This is a genomic window from Paraburkholderia sp. RL17-337-BIB-A (genome assembly GCF_046025895.1).
GTDB lineage: Bacteria > Pseudomonadota > Gammaproteobacteria > Burkholderiales > Burkholderiaceae > Paraburkholderia > Paraburkholderia fungorum_C.
In genome coordinates this window covers 2283225-2306702 of the sequence record NZ_JARESY010000002.1, presented here as the reverse complement: position 1 = coordinate 2306702, position 23478 = coordinate 2283225, and the positions used below count along the sequence as shown (strand labels likewise).

Sequence of the window (23478 nt, the reverse complement as noted above, 5' to 3'; positions counted from 1 at the left end):
GCGCCATTCGTCGCCTGCCGTGCCGCTTGTGAGTCCACGCATGACCGCTTCCGCCGGCTTGAAAAGGAATGGACCCTGATGTCGTCAGTTTTCTTCGATCGGGAACGGATTACGGAATGGCTGGGTGACCACACCGTCGCCAAGGCGCGCTCGGTTGGCACGGTCACGAAGGTGGAGTGGCGCGGCGACACGCTCAGCGGCGACGTACAAGGTACGCAACGTCAACCCTACCGCACGCGAGTGCGATTTCGTACCGATGGCAGGTCCCCTTGGGCGCAAAGCGACTGCAGTTGCCCGGTCGGCCGCAACTGCAAACACGTCGCCGCGTTGCTGCTCGCCGAGCTCGCCTATCACGACGAGATGGACCACATCACCAACGTCGACATCGAGTCCGATGAGCATCCGTCTGCCAGCTACCCACAGATACGGTCGGCAAATGCAGTGCAGTCGCCGACCGGCGTGCGCCCCGAACTGGTCAGCTGGCTCGAGCGCTTTCGCGCGCGCGCCGAGGCCGCCGATGCGGTCGCCCAGAAGGCAGGCGCCGCGCGCACCCAAACGCTGGCCTATCTCCTCAACTGGTCCAACTTCCACATGCGTCATGAGGTCGTGTTGTACCGGGCGCGTTGCAATCCGGACGGCACGATCGTCGAAGTCGACGAGCCTTGGGGCAATGTGGAAGCGGCCCTGCTCAAGCAACCCAAATTCGTCTCCGACGAAGATCTGTCGATCCTGCGCGGCCTGTGGCTGGGCCGTTCCCGCGAGGACTTCGGTCAGTTCATTCTGCGCGGGACGGGCGGCGCGGAGATGCTGCAAAAGCTGATCGCCACGGGACGCCTGTTCTTCGAGCTCAAGCCGGCGCCCGGCCACGCGGGGCCGACTCCGCTGTCACGCGGCGCCGACCGGCCAGGGCGGATCGAATGGGAGCCGCTGGCGGACGAACGCCTGCGGCCCGTGCTGTGCACGGAGCCGCGCGCCACCATGGTGCTGCCCACCGAGCCGATCTGGTACGTGGATGGCGTCGCGAATGAAGCGGGCATCGTCGAGTCGTCGTTGCCGTTCCAGCAGTTGCCCGATTACCTCGCCATGCCGCCGATCTCGCTCGCCGAAGCGCCGCTCGTCGCCTCGGTGCTGCGCGAGATCGCGCCCGATCTGCCGCTGCCGCCCACCCACGACGCCTCCTCGATCCGCGTGATCGACGTCGATCCCGTGCCGGTGCTCACGCTCAACAGCCATGCACTGCCATCCGCGGCCAAGGCCGGGCAGCGCAAGTCCGAGGCGGTTGAACTGGCCGGCGTCAGCTTCGATTACGACGGCGTCAGCATCAATGTCGACAGCAGCGTCACGCTCGTGCCCATGCCCGGCGGCGACGTCATCCATATCCGCCGACGCTACGAAGCCGAAAAGAAGCGCTTGCTCGAACTGCGCAAGACCGGGCTGCAGAAGGTGCCGACCAGCCGTGTGTACGCGTCGCGCCTTCTGCCTGACACGATGCTCGGCCTGCCCGATGCCGAATCCTGGTCTGCCTTCGTCAACGACGCCGTGCCTGAGCTCGTCAACAAGGGCTGGCGGGTGACGATGGCGCCGGAGTTCCGCTACAACATCATCGAGATCGACGCGATCGACGGCACCGCGCAGCAGGCGGGCGACGGCTGGTTCGATCTGGAGATGGGCATCCGCATCGGCGAGCGCAATGTGCGGCTCGAGCCGCTGCTCGCCGACCTGTTCCGGCGCGACCGGCGCTGGCTCGGCGGCGCGCTCGAAGCCATCGCCGATGATGAGCCGATCGAACTGAAGACCGAGGAAAGCAAGCGTCTGCGTCTGCGCGCCGACCGCCTGAAGCCGGTGGTGCGCGTGCTGGTCGATCTGTTCGACGCACTCGGCGGGGCCTTGGCCGACGGCGCGCCGCTGCGCGTGCCTTCCGTCGATGCGGGCCGGCTCGAGGCATTGAACAGCACGGGTCGCTGGCAATTCCAGGGCGACGATTCGATCCGCCAGTTGGCGCGGCGTCTGCAGGCCGGCCCGGGTTTGCATGAGGTGCCGGTGCCGCGCGGCCTGAAGGCGGAGCTGCGCGCGTATCAGCAGCAGGGTCTGAACTGGATGCAGTTTCTGCGCGAACACGATCTGGCCGGCGTGCTGGCCGACGACATGGGTCTGGGCAAGACCGTGCAGACGCTCGCGCACATCCTCGCGGAGAAAGAAGCGGGACGGCTCGACCGTCCGGCGCTGATCGTCGTGCCGACCACGCTCGTGCACAACTGGCGCGAGGAAGCGCGGCGCTTCGCGCCCGACCTGAAAGTGCTGGTATTGAACGGCCCGCAACGCAAGGAGCGTTTCGAGCAGATCCGCGAGTACGAACTGATTCTCACGACTTACGCGCTGTTGTGGCGCGATCAGAAGGTGCTCGCCGAGCACGACTATCACCTGCTGATCCTGGACGAGGCGCAGTACGTCAAGAATGCCACCACCAAAGCCGCGCAGGCGATTCGCGGATTGCGCGCGCGGCACCGGCTGTGTTTGACGGGCACGCCGCTGGAGAATCACCTCGGCGAACTGTGGTCGCAGTTCGACTTTCTGTTGCCGGGCTTTCTCGGCAGCCAGAAAGATTTCACCAAACGCTGGCGCAATCCCATCGAGAAGAACGGCGACGGCGTACGCCGCGCACTGCTGGCGCGCCGCATCCGGCCGTTCATGCTGCGCCGTCGTAAGGACGAGGTCGCGAAAGAGTTGCCGGCCAAGACCACGATCGTATGTTCGGTCGATCTGGAAGGCGCGCAGCGCGATCTCTACGAAACGGTGCGTACGGCAATGCAGGAGCGGGTGCGTGCGGCGGTCAATGCGCAGGGTCTCGCGCGCAGCCACATTATCGTGCTCGATGCGTTGCTGAAGCTGCGCCAGGTTTGCTGCGATCCGCGTCTCGTGCGGAAAATCAAGGTCGACGAGAAGCCGGACGAGCCGGGCGAGAAACGCGGCAAAGTGGGAAAAGCGGAGAAAGCCGACAAAGCGAAGAGCGCGCGCATCACACGTTCGGCCAAGCTCGATTTGCTATTGTCCATGTTGCCGGAATTGATCGAGGAAGGACGGCGTGTGCTGCTGTTCTCACAGTTCACCGGCATGTTGGCGCTGATTGCAGAGGCGCTCGAGGAAGCCGCGATTCCCTATGTCATCCTGACCGGCGACACGGCGGACCGCATCACGCCGGTCGAACGCTTCCAGCAGGGCGAGGTGCCGCTATTCCTGATCAGCCTGAAGGCTGGCGGCGTGGGCTTGAACCTGACCGCCGCCGACACGGTGATTCACTACGATCCGTGGTGGAATCCGGCCGCCGAGAATCAGGCGACCGACCGCGCGCATCGGCTGGGGCAGGACAAGCCGGTGTTCGTCTACAAGTTGATTGCCGCGGGCAGCATCGAGGAAAAGATTGTGGCGTTGCAGGAGCAGAAGGCGGGACTCGCCGACAGCATTCTCTCCGAAGACGCCGCCGGCGCCACCAAGTTCTCGGACGACGATCTCGACGCGCTATTCGCGCCGATGCCCGAGATTGAGAGCGGGCGATAAAGGGTGAGGGCGGCAGCTTGTCTGGAGCGTGGGTGACGCATGGGTGACGTCACACGTCGCATGTGGCGCCTACGCGGCGCGGATGTATGACGCCGTTTCAGGCGTGCGCTGCACGCGCCAGCACTTCGTCGACCCATTGGTTGATGCTCTTGCCAGCAGCGGCTGCTGCGATACCTACCGCAGCGTGCACTTCGGGCCGAATGCGCAGCATCAATTTGCCTGACGCGGGCTTTTGCGGATCGCGTCCGGTTTTCGCGCAGTCTTCCAGGTAGTGATCGACCGCCTGATGAAAATCATCGGTTAGTTCAGTCACAGTTTCCCCGTGGAAGCTGATCCGTTCGGAAACGCCGAGCACACGCCCGACAAAAATGTTCTCACGCGCATCGAATTCAACTCGCGCGAAATAGCCTTTGTACGTCATCGAATTCATCACGGTTCGACTCCAAGTTCGGTAAACCACGCACGCAACTCTTCCACCTGATATTTCCGCGCCTCTTTACCGGGATGCGGGCGATGCAGATATCTGCGGATCCCGTGTAGCTCGAACACCACCCGGGAGCCGGCACCCTCTCGCACCTCTCCCTCGAGCGCCAGGACCAATGCTTCAATGTCCGCGAATACGATGCCGCCCAGCGTGGGCTTCTTAAATAAGGCGTGGAGCGTGCTGAGGTGTTTTGATTTCATTGTTATGATAGCAGAAATTGATAGCATGGGAGGGTGCGATGTGATCCGGGCAGGTCGCAGGCCGCTCAAACTTTCGCCGCGATACCTGTGGCGGATCACTTCGCTCATCGTCAGCCCCCTCTGACACGCCCCCAAAAGCGCCGAGTTCCCCGATACCCCCGCTAATCTTCCAATTTCAACCAAACGATCAAGTAATCCTTTTACGCCGCCCGACTGGCGCGTGAAACTGCGCAGCGAGAAGACGGGCGGCGTGCCGGAGGTGGTGTCGCTCAAGCCTCCGCGGCCGCTTCAGCCTCCACAGCAATAAGCACCCGCGTTATTCCGGCGCTTTACCGCTTTCCGGCCAGCGGTTTTCGAACACGCAATCGGCGAGCGGCATGCGGCTCGCCCAGCGCTCGGTTTCCAGCATCGGCTCGCTGTAGAACTGATCGACATGGCCGAGACACAGAATTGCCACCGGCCGCGCGCCCTCGGGCATATGCAGCAGGGTACGAACCGTCTCGACGTCGAATAGCGACACCCAGCCCATGCCCAAACCCTCCGCGCGCGCGGCCAGCCACATGTTCTGGATCGCGCATGCCACCGAAGCCAGGTCCATCTCCGGCAAGGTGCGGCGTCCGAAGATGTGCCGCTCGCGGCCGTCCATCAGCGCCATCACCAGCAGTTCGCCGCATTCCAGCATGCCTTCTACTTTCAGCTTCATGAACTCTTCGCGGCGCTTGCCGAGTGCATCGGCGGTGGCGCGGCGTTCGCCTTCGACGCTCGCGTGCAAGGCCGTGCGCAGCGCCGGGTCGGTGATGCGCGCGATGCGCCACGGCTGCATGAAGCCGACGCTCGGCGCGTGATGCGCGGCGTCGAGCAGGCGTTGCAACACGGCAGGGTCGACCGGCTCGCGCACGAAATGACGCATGTCGCGCCGTTCGTAAATCGCGCGGTAGACGGCTTCGCGTTCGGAATCGTTAAAAGGCTTCGCCATGGAACAGGGCGGCCGTGAAGGCCGGGTTGGAGGGCCAATAAGCATGCATATAGGTTGCCACGATCGAGCCAGCGCGGAAGACGGCCTCGCCGGGGGCATCGCTATGCGGCCGGGTGGCTGAACGCAGCGGCGTGAGCGGCGTCGTCAGCTTTGAATAGTGGAAGGTGTGGCCGGTCACTGGACCGTGCAGACCGTCGATCTGTTGCATGCCGAGCGAGGTAAAGCGCGGTTGCATCGTCGCATGGCCGGGCAGCAAGCCGAGCATCGGCGTCGTGGTGCCGTGCGTGTCGGTGAGTTGGTCGAGCAGGTAGAGCATGCCGCCGCATTCGGCAACGAGCGGTTTGCCTGCTGCGGCGTGCGCACGGATTGTTGCGGCACTGCGCGTGCTGGTTGCCAGCGATGCCGCATGCAGTTCGGGGTAGCCGCCTGGGAGATACAGTGCGTCGGCGTGCTGCGGCAGGGCTTCATCGGCGAGCGGTGAGAAATAGTCGATGTGCGCGCCGAGCGCCTCTAACAGCGTGACGTTGGCCGGATAGATGAACGAGAACGCGGCATCGCGCGCAATGGCGATGCGTTTGCCGGCCAGAAGACGCGGCAGCGCTTCGGGCACAGGTGCGCCGAATTCGACCGGCGGCGGCAATTCAGCCAGCGCGGTTTGCGCGAGCGCATCGGCGGCGCGATCGAGGCGGGTGTCCAGATCTGCGATCTCCTCGGCCTGATGCAAGCCTAGATGGCGATCGGGCAAGCCGATTTCGTCGGTGCCGGTGATGTGGCCGCACCAGCGCAGGTCGGGCGGCAACGCTTCTTCGAGCATTTGCGCGTGCCTTGGCGAGCCGACGCGATTGGCTAGCACGCCGTAAAACGGCACTTGCGGCCTGAATTGCGCGAGGCCGAAGGCGACCGCGCCGAAGGTCTGCGCCATCGCTTTCGCCGAAATCACCGCGAGGACCGGCACGCCGAACGTGGTTGCCAGGTCGGCGCTGCTCGGCGTGCCGTCGAACAGACCCATCACGCCTTCGATCAGGATCAGGTCCGCTTCGGCCGCCGCCTGCGCGAGCAGGTTTCGGCAGGCCGACTCGCCCACCATCCACAGATCGAGCGACAGGACCGGCGCGCCGCTGGCACGCGCCAGAATCATCGGGTCGAGAAAGTCGGGGCCGGTCTTGAAGACGCGCACGCGTCGCCCGAGCCGCCGGTGATAGCGCGCGAGACCCGCGGTGATCGTGGTCTTGCCTTGGCCCGACGCCGGCGCGCTAATGAACAGGGCGGGGCACGTCCCGATGGAAGTGTCCTTGGCGGCCGCCCCGAAGGATGTTCCCTTGGGGGACTTCCCGTAGGACGTACGCTTGGGGGACGTGGACATTGTTCAGAACTCCACGCCGCGTTGCGCTTTCACGCCTTGCTCGCGATATGGGTGTTTGACGATGCGCATTTCGGTGACGAGGTCGGCGGCTTCGATCAGCGCGTCCGGCGCGTGGCGGCCGGTTACCACCACGTGCAGCATCTGCGCCCGCGCATTCAGTACCGACAGCACTTCGTCGAGCGGCAGGTATTCGTACTTCAACACCGTGTTCAGTTCGTCGAGAATCACCATCTGATAGTCGCCGCTTTCGATCATGCGGCGCGCTTCGTTCCAGCCTTTGCGCGCGGTGGCGATGTCGGCGTCGCGATTCTGCGTGTTCCAGGTGTAGCCGTCGCCCATCGTGACGAAGTCGCAATTGGCGATCGCACCGAGGAAGTCGCGCTCCGAGGTATGCAGCGCGCCTTTGATGAATTGCACGACGCCGAGACGCATGCCGTGTCCAAGCACACGCACGGCCATGCCGAACGCTGCCGTGGTCTTGCCTTTGCCGGTGCCGGTGTTGACGATCAGCAGACCTTTTTCGACGGTGGCGCTGGCCTGCTTTTTCTCGTGGCCTTCGCGCCGGCGCTCGGTCATGCGTTGATGCGATTCGGGGTCGGTCTTCATGGCAGGTCCTATTGGTGAGGGTCGGTGTTTGTTTGTTCGCGCGCGGGGCGCGCGGTGGTCGATGCTATCGCCACGGTGATGCCGTTGTGGACGGTTTTGCGCGCGAGCAGGCGTGCAGTGAGAGGGGCGGGCGCGATGGAGGTAAGTGGGGCAAGTGACGCATTTGGGGCAACTGCGGCATCTAAGGCAGCTGACGCAACCGATGCATGGGCGGCATGCGGCGTGCTGCTGGTCACATGAAGGTCCCCCAGCGCGGCGAGCAAGGCGCACGGCTCGCAGACGCCGTCTACGCCGAGATGCTCGCGTGCGGCCGTCGATGGATTGTCCACGGATATCGCCGCAATCTGCTCGCGGCTGAACAATTTCAGCGGCAACGCATGACGTGCGCAGAATTCAAGTAAACCGGCTTCGTGGGCTTTGGTGTCGACCGAGGCAATCGTGCTGATTTCATCGAAGGCATGCGAGCCGAGTGTGGCACGCACAGCCGCTTCGATCTGCTCGGCCGAGCTATGCAAGCGACAACCGATGCCGACGGTTAGTGTTTTCATTGCGCGTCCGAAGCGTCCGAAGCGTCCGAAGCGTCCGTCGCTCCGGCAGAGTTCGCCGTGTTTGTCGCACCCATCGCTTTCACCGCATCCGCTTTCACCGCACCCGCATTCACAGCATCCCGCGCCAAAGCCAACGACGCCACGCCACCCATCACCACGATCGCCGGCGACCCCAGCCCGGCGTGCGACACCGCATCCGCGAACTCGCCGAGCCGTGCGAGCACGTGCCGTTGCTCGGGACGCGTGGCCGATTCGATCGCCGCACACGCCGTATCGGCACTCATGCCGGCCGCGAGCAACGCGCCGACGATATCGTTCAGCCGCCGCATGCCCATGTAAATCACCAGCGTCATCCGGGTGGCGACGAGCGCGGCCCAGTCCGGCTCGCCGCTGCCGGCGCCGTGTCCGGTGACGAACACCACGCCTTGCGCGTGATCGCGATGCGTGACCGGAATCCCGATCGCCGCGGGCGCTGCAATCCCGGCGGTGATGCCGTTGATCACGTCCACTTCAATACCCGCCGCGTGCAACGCCTGCTGTTCCTCGCCGCCACGGCCGAACACGAACGGATCGCCACCCTTCAAACGCGCGACGCTGCGCCCGGCCTGCAGGTGCTCGAGCATCTGCGCGACGATGCCGGCCTGCGGCGTCGACGGATGCCCGCCACGTTTGCCGACATACACGACCAGCGCGTTCGCGCGCGCGAATTGCAGCACGTCGGGATTCACCAGATCGTCGACCAGTATCACATCGGCTTGCGCGAGAGCGCGGGTCGCCTTGAGCGTCATCAGTTCGACGTCGCCGGGGCCGGCGCCGATCAGCCAGGCGCGGCTCATCGCCGCGTGCATGGCGCACGCCATGTCGTGACAAGCGGGAGCGGTTGAGGCTTGATGAGGCCGGAGGCGGCGGAAATTGAGGTCATGCGGTGCTACGGATTACGCGCGACAAAAAACGCCACTCGCCGCGTTTCCCACAGGAAAACGTCAACGGCCGCGCCATGTCGTGCTTCAGCGCCTTCAATTCCGTCCCTCGCGGATTCCGGCGGCCGGCAGCGTGACATTCACTGCCTCCGCGTCTGGCCGGTATCCGGGCTGACGGCCTCATGCGTTTTGCCTTCCCGTCAGGATTCGTCAGACAGTGGCATCAAAAACGCATGCGCGATGCAAATGCACCGCAGGTCGCTTACCGTTGCGGGGACAGCACAGGTTGAGCGCGGCGAGCGCGGCCTGTTTCCCGTTTAACTGCACATGCGAACGCATGTGCGGGCACCAAACGCGCGCATACGATAGCACACGGCAGGCCGCGCCGGCACTGCGGAAAGGCCCTGCCGGCGCCCGCGTTTCCTTGACGGCACGGAGCCGCGCGCCTAAACTCGCACGCACTTTGGTGCTCGCATGCGCGCTCGTGCGCATGCAGTTAAACGGGAAACAGGGTGCCCACCTGCAACGGATCGGGTCAACCTGTGCTGCCCCCGCAACGGTAAGCGAAAAGCGGTTCCAGGTTGATTGCCTGGCGCCGCGGAGCCGGCTTCGATGTCCACGCGCAAGGCCGCGTCGGCATATGACCACTGGGCGAGAAACCACTCGCCCGGGAAGGGGAAGCGGCGCTTTCGTCAGCCCGGATACCGGCCAGAATACGAAGAACGTCCACTGCGGGGATGCGGTGGCGCGTTCCGCGCCGGCGTGCCGCGCAGCTCCTACGGATAACCTCACGATGCAAACTCAGATGCGCAAGATCCCCGTCACGATCGTCACGGGCTTTCTCGGCAGCGGCAAGACCACGCTGCTGCGGCACATTCTTCAGCATGCGGGCGGCAAGCGCATCGCGGTGATCGTCAACGAGTTCGGCGAACTCGGCATCGACGGGGAAATCCTCAAGGGTTGCGGGATCGGTTGCGATGACAACGGCGTCGAGACCGAAGGGCAACTGTATGAACTCGCGAATGGCTGTCTGTGCTGCACCGTGCAGGAAGAGTTTTTTCCGGTGATGGAAAAGCTGGTGGAGCGCCGCGAGCAGATCGATCACGTGCTGATCGAAACCTCCGGTCTCGCGTTGCCGAAGCCGCTGGTGCAGGCGTTCAACTGGCCGCAGATCAAGAATAGCTTTACTGTCGACGCGGTCGTCACCGTGGTTGACGGCCCGGCCGCGGCGCGCGGCCAGTTCGCCGACAATCCGGTCGCGGTGGATGCGCAACGCAAGGCCGATCCGAATCTCGATCACGAATCGCCGTTGCACGAATTGTTCGAAGATCAATTGTCGGCGGCCGATCTGGTGATTCTGAACAAAACCGATCTGCTCGACGAATCGCATCAAGCTTCTGTTGAAGCCCTCATCCGTGACGAAATTCCGCCGCAAGTGAAGATCGTGCGCGCACAGATGGGCCAGCTCGATCTGCATACGTTGCTGGGCCTCGAAGCGGCCTCGGAGGAAACGATTCACCTGCGCCACGATCACCATGGTTCGGCTGACGACGCCGATCATCACCATGACGAATTCGATTCGGTGGTCGTCCACGCGAATGTTTCGTCGCGCGAGGCCGTGATCGCGGCGTTGCACGGACTCGTCGAAACCAACACGATTTACCGCGTGAAAGGATTTGCGGCATTGCCGGGTGCGGCAATGCGTCTGGTGATCCAGGGCGTGGGCCGTCGTTTCGATAGTTACTTCGACCGCCGCTGGCAAGCCGGAGAAGCGGGCGAGGGCCAGCAAAGCCGCTTCGTGCTGATCGGTGAAGACCTCGACCAGGCCGCGCTGCAACAGGCGTTCGACGCCGCATTGGGCGTCGTGGCGAGCACCCAGCCGCAACAGGCGTAACCGGCCATGCATCTGCTGCGCACCACGCCGGGCGGTTTTGTCGACGATACGCAAGGCGTGATCCGTATCGATCAGCAGCCCGCCGATATCGTGGTGCTCAGTTCCGCCGATACCACGCTGTCGCTGCTCGCGAGCGTGGTGCCTCGTCTGGGCGAGGGCTTTCCGAGCATAAGGCTCGCGAACGTCACCTATTTGCGCCAGCCGGCTTCAGTCGATTTCTATGTCGAAGACGTGTTGCAGCATGCGCGTGTCGTGGTGGTCGATCATCTCGGCGGCGAGGCGTATTGGCCGTACGGCATCGAACAGGTGGTCGCGCTCGCCGAACGCAAGCAGCAGACGCTCGCGATGTTTTCGGGCGATCTGCAGGAGGATCCGAACCTGCTCGCGCGCAGCACCGCCGACGCCGAACTGTGTCATCAGCTATGGCGCTATCTGCGTGAAGGCGGCCCGCAGAATGCCGAGGCGTTCCTGCGTTTTATCGCATACCGCTCGTTTGGTTGGGGGCGCGAACCTGCGCCGCCGCGCGCGTTGCCTGCCGCGACGCTCTACCATCCCGAACGCGATACGCCGACGATTTCCGCCTGGCAGGCGCGCTGGCGTGAGGATGCGCCGGTTGCCGCGATTCTGTTCTACAAGGCGCATCTGCAAGCGGCCAATACAGCAGTGTTCGACGCGCTGATCGAGGCGCTTGAAGCACAAGGCTTAAATCCGCTGCCGATCGCGATTACCTCGCTGAAAGATGCGATGAGCCGCGACGTCGTGCAGCAGTTGTGCGCGCAACATGATGTCTCGCTGGTGTTGAATACGACCGCATTCGCCGCCTCGGCCATCGACGACCCCGAGCCGCTTGCGCTCGCCGGCGACGCGCCGGTGATGCAGGTGATCCTGAGCGGCGGCAATCGCGAAGATTGGGTCAAGGACAATCAGGGCCTCAATTCGCGCGATATCGCCATGCATATCGCGCTGCCGGAAGTGGACGGCCGCATCATCACGCGGGCAATCAGCTTCAAGGGCCTCGCCTATCGTTGTCCGCGCACCCAGGTCGATGTAGTCCGCTATCGACCGGACCTCGAGCGCGTCGGCTTTCTGGCCGAACTGAGCCGCCGCTGGTGCCGTCTGCGCACGCTCGACAACGCGGACAAGAAGCTCGCGCTGATTCTCGCCAACTATCCGATGAGCGAAGGGCGCATCGGCAATGGTGTGGGGCTCGATACGCCGGCCTCGGTCGTCGGCATTCTGTCGATGTTGCGCGATGAGGGATATCGTCTCGCAGAGTTGCCCGCCGACGGCGACGCGCTGTTGAAGAAGCTGACCGAAGGCGTGACCAACGATCCGGTCGTGCGTGACTTGCGGCCCGCGTTGCAAAGCTTCGCGCTCGACGACTATCTCGTGTACTTCAACGCATTGCCCGGTGAAGCGCGCGATGCGCTGAACGCACGCTGGGGTTCCCCCGAACAGGATCCGACGTTGCGGCACGGCCGTTTCATGATTGCGGGCTGGCGCTGTGGGCATGCGTTCGTCGGGATTCAGCCGTCGCGTTCACGGCAGCAGGGCGATTACGCGAGCTATCACGATGCCGAACTCGTGCCGCCGCATGCGTATCTGGCTTTCTACTTCTGGCTGCGTCATCAGTTCTGTATTGACGCGGTCGTGCATGTCGGCAAGCACGGCAATCTGGAATGGCTGCCGGGCAAGAGCGTCGCGCTGAGCGATGCCTGCTGGCCCGATCTGATCCTCGGGCCGATGCCGCATCTGTATCCGTTCATCGTCAACGATCCGGGTGAAGGCAGTCAGGCGAAGCGTCGAACGCAGGCCGTCATCATCGATCATCTGATGCCGCCGCTCACGCGCGCCGAAAGCTATGGGCCATTGCAGGACCTCGAACGCCAGGTCGACGAATACTATGAAGCGCTGATGGTCGATCCGCGCCGTTCGAAGCTGCTGAGGCGCACGATTCTCGCGACCATCGTCGAGCATAAGCTGCATGAAGAACTGAGTCTCGCGGAACCGACCGGTCAGGACGATGAGGACGTGCTGCTGACGCGCGTCGATGCCTGGCTGTGTGAATTGAAGGAAGCGCAGATTCGCGATGGTTTGCACACGTTCGGGCAATCGCCTGAGGGTGTGCAGCGACGCGATACGTTGCTTGCGCTGGGCCGTTTTCCGGTTGGCGATGGTCACGGCGCCAAGGCCGGTTTGATCGATGCATTGGCGCGCGATCTGCAGATGGATCATCTGTTCGATCCGCTGTCGGTGGATTGGGCCGCTGTTTGGGACGGTCCTCGTCCGGCGGTATTGCAGCGTGTGAGCGATGCGCCCTGGCGGCACTGTGGCGATGCACGCGAGCGTCTGGAACTGTTGGCGGCCGAGATGTTGCGCGGTGTGTGTGGTGATGAAACGTCCGATGCGATGCCCGCGAGCGGGGCCTTGCCGCAGGCCGAACGCGTGATCGAACGCCTGCGCAACGACGTGCTGCCGCGGCTCGACGCCTGCGGTCCGCAGGAAATGCTGCATCTGAAGCGCGGTCTCGAAGGGCGTTTCGTGCCCCCGGGGCCGAGCGGTTCGCCGTCGCGTGGACGTCCCGACGTGCTGCCCACCGGCCGCAACTTCTATTCGGTCGATACGCGCGCGGTTCCGACTCAAGCGGCGTGGTCGCTCGGGTTGAAATCCGCGCAGCAGTTGATCGAACGGCACTTGCAGGAAAAAGGCGACTACCCGCGTGCGATTGGCCTCTCGGTATGGGGCACGGCGACCATGCGCACTGGCGGCGACGACATCGCCCAGGCACTCGCTCTACTCGGTGTGCGGCCGAAGTGGGCGCCGGGCAGTCACCGCGTGACCGACTTCGAGATCATGCCGATCGAGGCATTCGACCGGCCACGCATCGACGTCACCTTGCGCGTGTCCGGCTTTTTCCGCGATGCCTTCGCCAACGTGATGCATTTGTTCGATGCCGCCGTGCAGGCCGTGGCCGAACTCGACGAGCCTGAGGACCTGAACCCGATCCGCGCGCGCGTGCTGCGCGAACGCGACGCGCTGATAGCACGCGGCATGGACGCCACCGAAGCGCGCAAGCGCGCCGGCTGGCGCGTGTTCAGCGCGCGGCCCGGCGCTTATGGCGCGGGTCTGCAGGACATGATCGACTCGCAGCAATGGGACACCGACGCCGATCTCGCGAATGCCTATCAGGCGTGGGGTGGTTACGCCTACACGCAGAAAAGCGCCGGCGAAGAGGCGCGCCACGCCTTCGGCACGCGTCTCGCCGCGATGGATGTGGTACTGCAGAACCAGGACAACCGCGAGCACGACCTGCTCGATTCGAACGATTACTATCAGTTTCAGGGTGGTATGGTCGCGGCGGTGCGGCATCTGGCGGGCAATCAGCCGCAGGTCTATCACGCGGACCACAGTAATCCGGCGGCACCGCGCGTGCGCACGTTGCATGAAGAAATCGCGCGTGTGATCCGGTCGCGCGTGGTCAATCCGAAATGGATCGATGGGGTGAAGCGTCACGGCTATAAAGGCGCCGCTGAAATCGCCGCGACGGTCGACTATCTGTATGGCTACGACGCGACCACACGCGTGATCGCCGATCATCAGTACGCGCTCGTCACCGATGCTTATCTGAACGACGCCGATACGCGCGAGTTCTTACAGCGACACAATCCGCACGCCATGCATTCGATCTGCGAGCGTCTGCTCGAGGCGATGCAGCGCGGCTTGTGGCAAGCGCCCGGCGACTATCGCGCGCAAGTCGAGCAGCATCTGCTCGCGAGTGAACAGCAGATCGAAGGAATGCAAACATGAACGCTGCGACTCAACGGCCCGTTTTTCCCTTTGCCGCGCTGATCGGCCAAACGCCTCTGCAGCAGGCGCTATTGCTGGCCGCGATCGATCCGGGTCTGGGTGGCGTTCTGGTCAGTGGGCCGCGCGGCACGGCGAAATCGACCGCGGCGCGCGCGCTCGCTGAATTGTTGCCGGAAGGGCAATGGGTGAATTTGCCGCTCGGCGCCAGCGAAGACCGCTTGATCGGCACGCTCGATATCGAAACCGTGTTGCGTGATGGCTCCGTGCAGTTTTCACCGGGCTTGCTCGCGAAAGCGCATCGCGGCGTGCTGTATGTGGATGAAGTGAATCTGCTGCCCGATGCGCTGGTCGATGCGTTACTCGATGCGGCTGCCAGTGGCGTGAATACTGTCGAACGCGATGGGGTCTCGCATAGTCACGAGGCGAGCTTCGTGCTGATCGGCACGATGAATCCGGAAGAGGGCGAATTGCGGCCGCAACTGATCGATCGCTTTGGTTTGATGGTCGAGTTGCAGAACTGTTTTGAGCCCCGGGTGCGTCAGCAGATCGTCAAGGCACGGCTGGCGTTTGATCTCGATCCGCAGGGTTTTCGTGCGGGATATGTGCAGCAACAGGAAACGTATGTGCAGCGGATTCGTGCGGCGCGTGAAGCACTGCCGCAACTCGACTTCGACGATGCCGTGCATGCGCATGTCAGCGCGCTGTGTATTGACGCGGGGGTCGATGGGTTGCGCGCCGACCTCGTGATGTTGCGCGCAGCGCGCGCATTGGCGGCGCTGGAGCAGGCGGCTGTGGTTACGACCGGGCACGTCGAGCGGGTCGCTGAGGCGGCGCTGATGCATCGGCGCCACGATCGCGAGACGCGTGCAGATGGTGACGCACGTGAGCGCGAAGCGCCGCGGCAGACAACTGGCGACGCGGATGCAACCGCTTTGCGAGCTTCTCAGGATGCAGCGCCAGGCGCCACTGCCGGCGATAGCGATTGGGGTTATTTGCCACCGCAGCCCGCGGGCGTCGCGCAGGTCAAAGGCGTCATTGCGCTCAACGCAAAAAAACGCTGAGCCATCGAAAGGGTGCCGCCGCTGACTTGCGCAGCGGTTTTCGATGGCGGGAAGGTGCCGGTGCAGGTTCGCGTAGCCGTTTGCAAGGCGCATTTGGCAGGCGCATTGCATGGCTGCCGACGCTCACTGCGATGCGTCATGACATGCTGCGCGCCGAGCACCTGCGCTTCGTGCGCGAGGCGCCGCAAGGCGGTGTACTGCATTGCTTCGTGCTCGATTGTTCGGGTTCCATGCTCGGCGGGCAGCGTCTCGCACTTGCCAAGGGTTTGCTGATTGCGCTGTTCGATCGCGCCAGCGCCGCGCGTGCCGAGGCGGCGCTGGTATGTTTTGGCGGCGCTGACGCCGATCTGCGTTTCGGTCCCGCCGTGCCGCGCTGGTGGAACGAGCGGTGGCTCAGGCCAGTGGGTGGAGGCGGCGGGACGCCGCTGGCGTCTGGCGTGCGTCAGGCTGCGCGGGTGCTGGAGCGCAGCGCCCGGCGCAAGCCCGAGCAGCAGCGCTGGCTGTGGATTCTGACCGACGGCCGCAGCGGTGATCAGCCGGTGCGGCCGCTCCATGCGGACGAGGTGGTATTCGTCGATTTCGAGCGGGAGACGGTACGGCTGGGCCGTTGCCGGACGCTTGCCGATGCATGGGGCGCGGCACTTTTGACGCCGGAAGAATTGATCGCCTGAGCGGTACGCGGGCCACGCGGCGCGTTTTCGTGCGCTTATTTCAAACCATTGGACCAGTACTGCACGTCGTCCTGGCGGTCGAATACGAAGACTTTCATCGCCATCTGTTGCGAAGCATCGAGTTGATCGAGTTCGAGGCCATGGGTCGACGGCTCGCCGGGCGCACTGCCTTTCTGCACGTTGCGGATGACCGCGGTGGTTTCGATATCGGTTTGCAGCTCCGCCGATTTGACGCAGAAGGCGATGCGCAATCGTTCGCCGACTGCGCCCAGCGTCCACGAGGCGGTCAGTGACATGCCGAGTGCGCTGATGCTTTTGGCGAGACCCACACCTTCATATGAATCGCCAGTTTCGCCGATGCCGAAGCGCACCGCGAGGTGCGCGTGCACGCGGATCGACTTGCGTTCGCGTAGGCGGCGGATTGCGCCGGGTTTGGATAGCACCACGTAGTCGAGCGGGGCGCGGCAAACAGCCTCGACCGTGCAGACGAAACGAAACACGGCATGGCTCGCGATGGCGACGACCTCGATGTTTTCGCCGAGGCGTAGCGGGAGGAGGCGGCCGTCTTCCAGTGGCGGCGTGACGAAGAGCGCGTGGTTGGGCGCGAAGCCGATGATGCGGCATGGATGCATCGGGGCGCCGCTGCTTAGCTGGGAACGGATGCCTATTAGTGCACCTATTGTGAGGTGCATGTCGTTTAGGGTGAGTTTGCCGGGAGGGGCGGCGCGGTGATCGGGTTGCGGTTGCGGTTGCGTGGCCGTGTCTAGCAAGTCGCCGCGGTGCGGGTGGAAGTTGTCGAACAGGAATTGGCGCTCGTCTGTGGTCGCCAGGATGGTGCCGGCGGCGAAGAGGAGGGTGCCGTCGGAGTCTGCGATCGGCCAGGCGAGGGGGGTGGCTATTGGGACTGCTTCCAGAGTCAGAGGGGCAGAGGTTGGCGCCGCGGTTTGAGCTTTTGCTTTTGCTTCTGCTTCTGCTTGGTTTTCCATGGTCGGCGGATTAGATATGTGGCGGGATTACTTGTTTACGGCTGCAGAGGTGGGGGCTTTAGGGTTTTTTTGTTTATCTGTTCGTCTGCGGTGGTCGGCTTGCCTCGGTTTTTGTCTGCCCGCTCGGTGCTTGTTTTTGCTGTTTGCCTAGTGGGCTTGGCTTTGGCTTTGGCCTTTCCTTGAATTGGTAGCGGTCTATTAGTGTTGCCCCTGTGCGGGGCGGCACTTACTTTCTTTGCCGCCGCAAAGAAAGATAAGCAAAGAAAGCGGCTCACACCGCCAGCTCATAAGCGGGGCCCCCGCACAGTCACGGTAGTGGTACATCTGGAATCCGTGTTCTCGCACATTCCGCGTAAGTGACCAGGCAGTCATACCTCCGGCGGCGCTACGCGCGCCGATGAGCACTTCATAAAACCGCCGCCCACGCTCACGCTTCTTTTCTGCTTCTGCTTCTGCTTCTGCTTCTGTGACTGTGACTGTGACTGTGACTGTGACTGTGACTGTGACTGTGACTGTGACTGTGACTGTGACTGTGACTGCCTCTGAGCCTGTCTCTGCTTCTGTCTCTCTGTGACTTGCGTGCGGTTTCTACTGTTCGTCTTCTGTTCCCTCGTTTCGTCGCTTCCTCTGTGCCATCCTTGTCTTCTGCGTATCGCCGCGCGAGATCGCTCGATCGTGTCTCTCGCTTGCAAAAAAATGCAATCACTGTTATTGGCTGAAAATTAACTCGGATGCCTAAGTATTTTTCTCCCGTCATAAGCAAGGACTGTTTCGGTGTCTCTCAACTTTTTGAAAATAATTGCAGGTAGGGGATTGACGACCCGCCGACCGTTCTCCATAATCTCGTTTCTCTGCTGCTGATGCAGCGACGCAGAACGAAGCGGTGCCGGGTGGTTGTGGTGTTGAAGCTTGATGCCAGCAGCGCGGTGCGGTTCCGGTAGTGAATGCGGACTCGATCTTTAAAAATTAACAGCCGATAAGTGTGGGCGCTTGATGCGCGACGCGCAGTGAGCTCTTCGGGGTTTGCTGGAAGCGAAAGTATCAAGTCTCACACAGTAATGAAAGGAAGGTTTTCCTGTTGGGGTGGAAACACGCCGGCAGGAGGATCATTCGTCAGTACGTTGAGTGAGCGACCGGTTCGTAACAGAACCGAAAAACAGTAACAGGTTTGAACTGAAGAGTTTGATCCTGGCTCAGATTGAACGCTGGCGGCATGCCTTACACATGCAAGTCGAACGGCAGCACGGGGGCAACCCTGGTGGCGAGTGGCGAACGGGTGAGTAATACATCGGAACGTGTCCTGTAGTGGGGGATAGCCCGGCGAAAGCCGGATTAATACCGCATACGCTCTACGGAGGAAAGGGGGGGATCTTAGGACCTCCCGCTACAGGGGCGGCCGATGGCAGATTAGCTAGTTGGTGGGGTAAAGGCCTACCAAGGCGACGATCTGTAGCTGGTCTGAGAGGACGACCAGCCACACTGGGACTGAGACACGGCCCAGACTCCTACGGGAGGCAGCAGTGGGGAATTTTGGACAATGGGCGCAAGCCTGATCCAGCAATGCCGCGTGTGTGAAGAAGGCCTTCGGGTTGTAAAGCACTTTTGTCCGGAAAGAAAACCTCTGGGTTAATACCCCGGGGGGATGACGGTACCGGAAGAATAAGCACCGGCTAACTACGTGCCAGCAGCCGCGGTAATACGTAGGGTGCAAGCGTTAATCGGAATTACTGGGCGTAAAGCGTGCGCAGGCGGTCCGCTAAGACAGATGTGAAATCCCCGGGCTTAACCTGGGAACTGCATTTGTGACTGGCGGGCTAGAGTATGGCAGAGGGGGGTAGAATTCCACGTGTAGCAGTGAAATGCGTAGAGATGTGGAGGAATACCGATGGCGAAGGCAGCCCCCTGGGCCAATACTGACGCTCATGCACGAAAGCGTGGGGAGCAAACAGGATTAGATACCCTGGTAGTCCACGCCCTAAACGATGTCAACTAGTTGTCGGGTCTTCATTGACTTGGTAACGTAGCTAACGCGTGAAGTTGACCGCCTGGGGAGTACGGTCGCAAGATTAAAACTCAAAGGAATTGACGGGGACCCGCACAAGCGGTGGATGATGTGGATTAATTCGATGCAACGCGAAAAACCTTACCTACCCTTGACATGTATGGAATCCTGCTGAGAGGTGGGAGTGCCCGAAAGGGAGCCATAACACAGGTGCTGCATGGCTGTCGTCAGCTCGTGTCGTGAGATGTTGGGTTAAGTCCCGCAACGAGCGCAACCCTTGTCCCTAGTTGCTACGCAAGAGCACTCTAGGGAGACTGCCGGTGACAAACCGGAGGAAGGTGGGGATGACGTCAAGTCCTCATGGCCCTTATGGGTAGGGCTTCACACGTCATACAATGGTCGGAACAGAGGGTCGCCAACCCGCGAGGGGGAGCCAATCCCAGAAAACCGATCGTAGTCCGGATCGCACTCTGCAACTCGAGTGCGTGAAGCTGGAATCGCTAGTAATCGCGGATCAGCATGCCGCGGTGAATACGTTCCCGGGTCTTGTACACACCGCCCGTCACACCATGGGAGTGGGTTTTACCAGAAGTGGCTAGTCTAACCGCAAGGAGGACGGTCACCACGGTAGGATTCATGACTGGGGTGAAGTCGTAACAAGGTAGCCGTATCGGAAGGTGCGGCTGGATCACCTCCTTTCTCGAGCTAACGTGTCAATGCGTTGAGCGCTCACGCTTATCGGCTGTGAAAAAGACAGACTCAGGGGTCTGTAGCTCAGTTGGTTAGAGCACCGTCTTGATAAGGCGGGGGTCGATGGTTCGAATCCATCCAGACCCACCACTGTTTCTGCGGTGGCTGCGCTAATGACTGAAACCCCTGGGGCATCAATACAGATAGCAATATCTGTGTGTGACTGGGGGATTAGCTCAGCTGGGAGAGCACCTGCTTTGCAAGCAGGGGGTCGTCGGTTCGATCCCGTCATCCTCCACCAATCTTCAATGCCGGTTTTACTGCGGCGGACCTTGCAAGAGGTTTGCGGTGTAGTGAAACAGGCATTGGCGATTGAGCCAGTCAGAGTGATAGGTGGTCATAGCGACCATCATATCGGCTGTCGTTCTTTAACAATCAGGAAGAAGTAGTAAAGAGATTCACGAAAGATCACTTAGAGATGGGTGGTTGAGTAGGTGAATCAGGGTTGTGATTGTATCAATGTATGAAAAGGTAATCGAAAGATTGCCTTGGAATACGGCGCAACACGAATACTCAACCTGTAGCGATTGTGGCGAGGCATGGATCTTCGGATCGGTGTTGAGACACACCCGTTATAGGGTCAAGCGAACAAGTGCATGTGGTGGATGCCTTGGCGATCACAGGCGATGAAGGACGCGGTAGCCTGCGAAAAGCGACGGGGAGCTGGCAAACGAGCTTTGATCCGTCGATGTCCGAATGGGGAAACCCACCTCTTTTGAGGTATCCGTGACTGAATACATAGGTCACGAGAAGCGAACGCGGTGAACTGAAACATCTAAGTAACCGCAGGAAAAGAAATCAACCGAGATTCCCAGAGTAGTGGCGAGCGAAATGGGATCAGCCTGTACTCTTTATCTTCATTGTTAGTCGAAGGCTCTGGAAAGTGCCGCCATAGCAGGTGATAGCCCTGTAGACGAAAACAGCGAGGAAGAACTGGGTGTACGACAAGTAGGGCGGGACACGTGAAATCCTGTCTGAAGATGGGGGGACCATCCTCCAAGGCTAAATACTCGTGATCGACCGATAGTGAACCAGTACCGTGAGGGAAAGGCGAAAAGAACCCCGGGAGGGGAGTGAAATAGATCCTGAAACCGCATGCATACAAACAGTCGGAGCCTCGTAAGGGGTGACGGCGTACCTTTTGTATAATGGGTCAGCGACTTACATTCAGTGGCAAGCTTAACCGATTAGGGCAGGCGTAGCGAAAGCGAGTCCGAACAGGGCGTTCAGTCGCTGGGTGTAGACCCGAAACCAGGTGATCTATCCATGGCCAGGATGAAGGTGCGGTAACACGTACTGGAGGTCCGAACCCACTAACGTTGAAAAGTTAGGGGATGAGCTGTGGATAGGGGTGAAAGGCTAAACAAACCTGGAAATAGCTGGTTCTCTCCGAAAACTATTTAGGTAGTGCCTCGTGTATCACCTTCGGGGGTAGAGCACTGTCATGGTTGTGGGGTCCATTGCGGATTACTACGCCATAGCAAACTCCGAATACCGAAGAGTGCAATCACGGGAGACAGACATCGGGTGCTAACGTCCGGTGTCAAGAGGGAAACAACCCAGACCGCCAGCTAAGGTCCCCAAATATTGCTAAGTGGGAAACGAAGTGGGAAGGCTAAAACAGTCAGGAGGTTGGCTTAGAAGCAGCCATCCTTTAAAGAAAGCGTAATAGCTCACTGATCGAGTCGTCCTGCGCGGAAGATGTAACGGGGCTAAGCAATATACCGAAGCTGCGGATGCACATTTATGTGCATGGTAGGAGAGCGTTCCGTAAGCCTGCGAAGGTGCATTGAAAAGTGCGCTGGAGGTATCGGAAGTGCGAATGCTGACATGAGTAGCGATAAAGGGGGTGAAAGGCCCCCTCGCCGTAAGCCCAAGGTTTCCTACGCAACGTTCATCGGCGTAGGGTGAGTCGGCCCCTAAGGCGAGGCAGAAATGCGTAGCTGATGGGAAGCAGGTTAATATTCCTGCACCATTGTTAAATGCGATGGGGGGACGGATCGCGGAAGGTTGTCCGGGTGTTGGAAGTCCCGGTCGCTGCGTTGGAGAAGGCACTCAGGCAAATCCGGGTGCGTAATTCAAGGGCGTGGCGCCATTCACTTAGGTGAAGAAGCAATCGGAAGTGGTTCCAAGAAAAGCCTCTAAGCTTCAGTTTAACAAGACCGTACCGCAAACCGACACAGGTGGGCGAGATGAGTATTCTAAGGCGCTTGAGAGAACTCGGGAGAAGGAACTCGGCAAATTGGTACCGTAACTTCGGGATAAGGTACGCCCCTGTAGCCTGACGCGCCTGCGCGCTTAGGGTGAAGGGGTTGCAATAAACTGGTGGCTGCGACTGTTTAATAAAAACACAGCACTCTGCAAACACGAAAGTGGACGTATAGGGTGTGACGCCTGCCCGGTGCCGGAAGATTAAATGATGGGGTGCAAGCTCTTGATTGAAGTCCCGGTAAACGGCGGCCGTAACTATAACGGTCCTAAGGTAGCGAAATTCCTTGTCGGGTAAGTTCCGACCTGCACGAATGGCGTAACGATGGCCACACTGTCTCCTCCCGAGACTCAGCGAAGTTGAAGTGTTTGTGATGATGCAATCTCCCCGCGGCTAGACGGAAAGACCCCATGAACCTTTACTGTAGCTTTGCATTGGACTTTGAACCGGTCTGTGTAGGATAGGTGGGAGGCTTTGAAGCGTGGACGCCAGTCTGCGTGGAGCCGCCCTTGAAATACCACCCTGGTTTGTTTGAGGTTCTAACCTTGGTCCGTGATCCGGATCGGGGACAGTGCATGGTAGGCAGTTTGACTGGGGCGGTCTCCTCCCAAAGTGTAACGGAGGAGTACGAAGGTACGCTAGGTACGGTCGGAAATCGTGCTGATAGTGCAATGGCATAAGCGTGCTTAACTGCGAGACCGACAAGTCGAGCAGGTGCGAAAGCAGGTCATAGTGATCCGGTGGTTCTGTATGGAAGGGCCATCGCTCAACGGATAAAAGGTACTCTGGGGATAACAGGCTGATACCGCCCAAGAGTTCATATCGACGGCGGTGTTTGGCACCTCGATGTCGGCTCATCTCATCCTGGGGCTGTAGCCGGTCCCAAGGGTATGGCTGTTCGCCATTTAAAGAGGTACGTGAGCTGGGTTTAAAACGTCGTGAGACAGTTTGGTCCCTATCTGCCGTGGGCGCTGGATATTTGAAGGGGGCTGCTCCTAGTACGAGAGGACCGGAGTGGACGAACCTCTGGTGTACCGGTTGTCACGCCAGTGGCATCGCCGGGTAGCTATGTTCGGAAGAGATAACCGCTGAAAGCATCTAAGCGGGAAACTCGCCTTAAGATGAGATATCCCCGGGGCTTCGAGCCCCTTGAAGGGTCGTTCAAGACCAGGACGTTGATAGGTCAGGTGTGGAAGCGCAGTAATGCGTTAAGCTAACTGATACTAATTGCCCGTAAGGCTTGATCCTATAACCGGTGTGTTTTACGCCATGAGCTGGCGCTTCAGCGCTTGCTCAGGGCCACCCCCGAAGGGGGCAGGGACACACGCACGGTTGAGTGATCAGTGTTGTGCCAGAAACAACATGACCCTGACGTGGGTTGAACACGTCAACGAGAGGCATCCTCTCAGCTACTTCTTCCAGATTGGTTGTATTGCCCCGCCCGGG

13 protein-coding genes, 2 tRNA genes, 2 rRNA genes and 2 riboswitches are annotated in these 23478 nt (G+C 61.1%); of the genes, 9 read left to right on the top strand and 8 right to left on the bottom strand.

What is annotated here, in order from left to right; genetic code table 11:
* The first annotated feature begins 78 nt into the window (after positions 1 to 78).
* Entirely contained in the window at positions 79 to 3555 is a 3477-nt protein-coding gene (locus tag P0D84_RS30995; protein WP_408342929.1) for a DEAD/DEAH box helicase, read from the top strand.
* A gap of 97 nt (positions 3556 to 3652) precedes the next feature.
* Here the strand turns inward: P0D84_RS30995 and P0D84_RS30990 are convergent, their stop codons facing one another.
* The 7 genes from P0D84_RS30990 to cobA form a co-directional block, all read right to left on the bottom strand.
* Positions 3653 to 3988, bottom strand: a complete 336-nt coding sequence (locus tag P0D84_RS30990) for a type II toxin-antitoxin system HicB family antitoxin (RefSeq protein ID WP_408342927.1) — start codon at positions 3986 to 3988, stop codon at positions 3653 to 3655.
* Positions 3985 to 4512: a type II toxin-antitoxin system HicA family toxin gene (locus tag P0D84_RS30985; protein ID WP_408342925.1), complete on the bottom strand. Its 528-nt coding sequence runs from the start codon at positions 4510 to 4512 to the stop codon at positions 3985 to 3987. The genes P0D84_RS30990 and P0D84_RS30985 overlap by 4 nt, the downstream gene beginning before the upstream one ends.
* Positions 4513 to 4555: 43 nt before the next feature.
* Complete coding sequence (gene bluB / locus P0D84_RS30980; RefSeq protein ID WP_408342923.1) at positions 4556 to 5215, bottom strand: 5,6-dimethylbenzimidazole synthase; 660 nt, start codon at positions 5213 to 5215, stop codon at positions 4556 to 4558.
* Complete coding sequence (locus P0D84_RS30975; protein WP_408346182.1) at positions 5199 to 6497, bottom strand: cobyrinic acid a,c-diamide synthase CobB; 1299 nt, start codon at positions 6495 to 6497, stop codon at positions 5199 to 5201. Before P0D84_RS30975 ends, bluB begins: the two co-directional genes overlap by 17 nt.
* 84 nt (positions 6498 to 6581) lie before the next feature.
* On the bottom strand, positions 6582 to 7184 hold the full coding sequence (cobO, locus tag P0D84_RS30970; RefSeq protein ID WP_408342921.1) for a cob(I)yrinic acid a,c-diamide adenosyltransferase: 603 nt from the start codon (positions 7182 to 7184) through the stop codon (positions 6582 to 6584).
* An 8-nt stretch (positions 7185 to 7192) separates the two neighbouring features.
* On the bottom strand, positions 7193 to 7732 hold the full coding sequence (locus P0D84_RS30965) for a cobalamin biosynthesis protein (RefSeq protein ID WP_408342919.1): 540 nt from the start codon (positions 7730 to 7732) through the stop codon (positions 7193 to 7195).
* Positions 7729 to 8568, bottom strand: coding sequence for a uroporphyrinogen-III C-methyltransferase (cobA, locus tag P0D84_RS30960; protein ID WP_408346179.1), 840 nt, complete (start codon positions 8566 to 8568; stop codon positions 7729 to 7731). The genes P0D84_RS30965 and cobA overlap by 4 nt, the downstream gene beginning before the upstream one ends.
* A gap of 224 nt (positions 8569 to 8792) precedes the next feature.
* A riboswitch (cobalamin riboswitch) is annotated at positions 8793 to 9020 on the bottom strand.
* A 79-nt stretch (positions 9021 to 9099) separates the two neighbouring features.
* Positions 9100 to 9379, top strand: a riboswitch (cobalamin riboswitch).
* A 66-nt stretch (positions 9380 to 9445) separates the two neighbouring features.
* On the opposite strand from cobA, the gene cobW reads away from it, so the two are divergent.
* From cobW to P0D84_RS30940, 4 genes are all read left to right on the top strand, one after another.
* Positions 9446 to 10546, top strand: a complete 1101-nt coding sequence (gene cobW / locus P0D84_RS30955; protein ID WP_408342917.1) for a cobalamin biosynthesis protein CobW — start codon at positions 9446 to 9448, stop codon at positions 10544 to 10546.
* Positions 10547 to 10552: 6 nt separating this feature from the next.
* Complete coding sequence (gene cobN, locus P0D84_RS30950) at positions 10553 to 14353, top strand: cobaltochelatase subunit CobN (protein WP_408342915.1); 3801 nt, start codon at positions 10553 to 10555, stop codon at positions 14351 to 14353.
* Positions 14350 to 15414: a magnesium chelatase ATPase subunit I gene (locus tag P0D84_RS30945; protein ID WP_408342913.1), complete on the top strand. Its 1065-nt coding sequence runs from the start codon at positions 14350 to 14352 to the stop codon at positions 15412 to 15414. The genes cobN and P0D84_RS30945 overlap by 4 nt, the downstream gene beginning before the upstream one ends.
* 80 nt (positions 15415 to 15494) lie before the next feature.
* Positions 15495 to 16085, top strand: coding sequence for a vWA domain-containing protein (locus P0D84_RS30940; RefSeq protein ID WP_408342911.1), 591 nt, complete (start codon positions 15495 to 15497; stop codon positions 16083 to 16085).
* Between the two features lie 35 nt (positions 16086 to 16120).
* On the opposite strand, the gene P0D84_RS30935 is transcribed toward P0D84_RS30940, so the two are convergent.
* Entirely contained in the window at positions 16121 to 17071 is a 951-nt protein-coding gene (locus tag P0D84_RS30935; protein WP_408342909.1) for a flagellar brake protein, read from the bottom strand.
* 1170 nt (positions 17072 to 18241) lie between these two features.
* On the opposite strand from P0D84_RS30935, the gene P0D84_RS30930 reads away from it, so the two are divergent.
* From P0D84_RS30930 to P0D84_RS30915, 4 genes are all read left to right on the top strand, one after another.
* Positions 18242 to 19772, top strand: a 16S ribosomal RNA gene (locus tag P0D84_RS30930).
* A gap of 64 nt (positions 19773 to 19836) precedes the next feature.
* Positions 19837 to 19913, top strand: a tRNA-Ile gene (locus P0D84_RS30925).
* Between the two features lie 75 nt (positions 19914 to 19988).
* Positions 19989 to 20064: transfer RNA gene (locus P0D84_RS30920), tRNA-Ala, on the top strand.
* A gap of 337 nt (positions 20065 to 20401) precedes the next feature.
* Positions 20402 to 23280, top strand: a 23S ribosomal RNA gene (locus P0D84_RS30915).
* Together the 16S and 23S rRNA genes with 2 tRNA genes alongside form the textbook arrangement of a ribosomal RNA operon.
* Positions 23281 to 23478 lie beyond the last annotated feature (198 nt).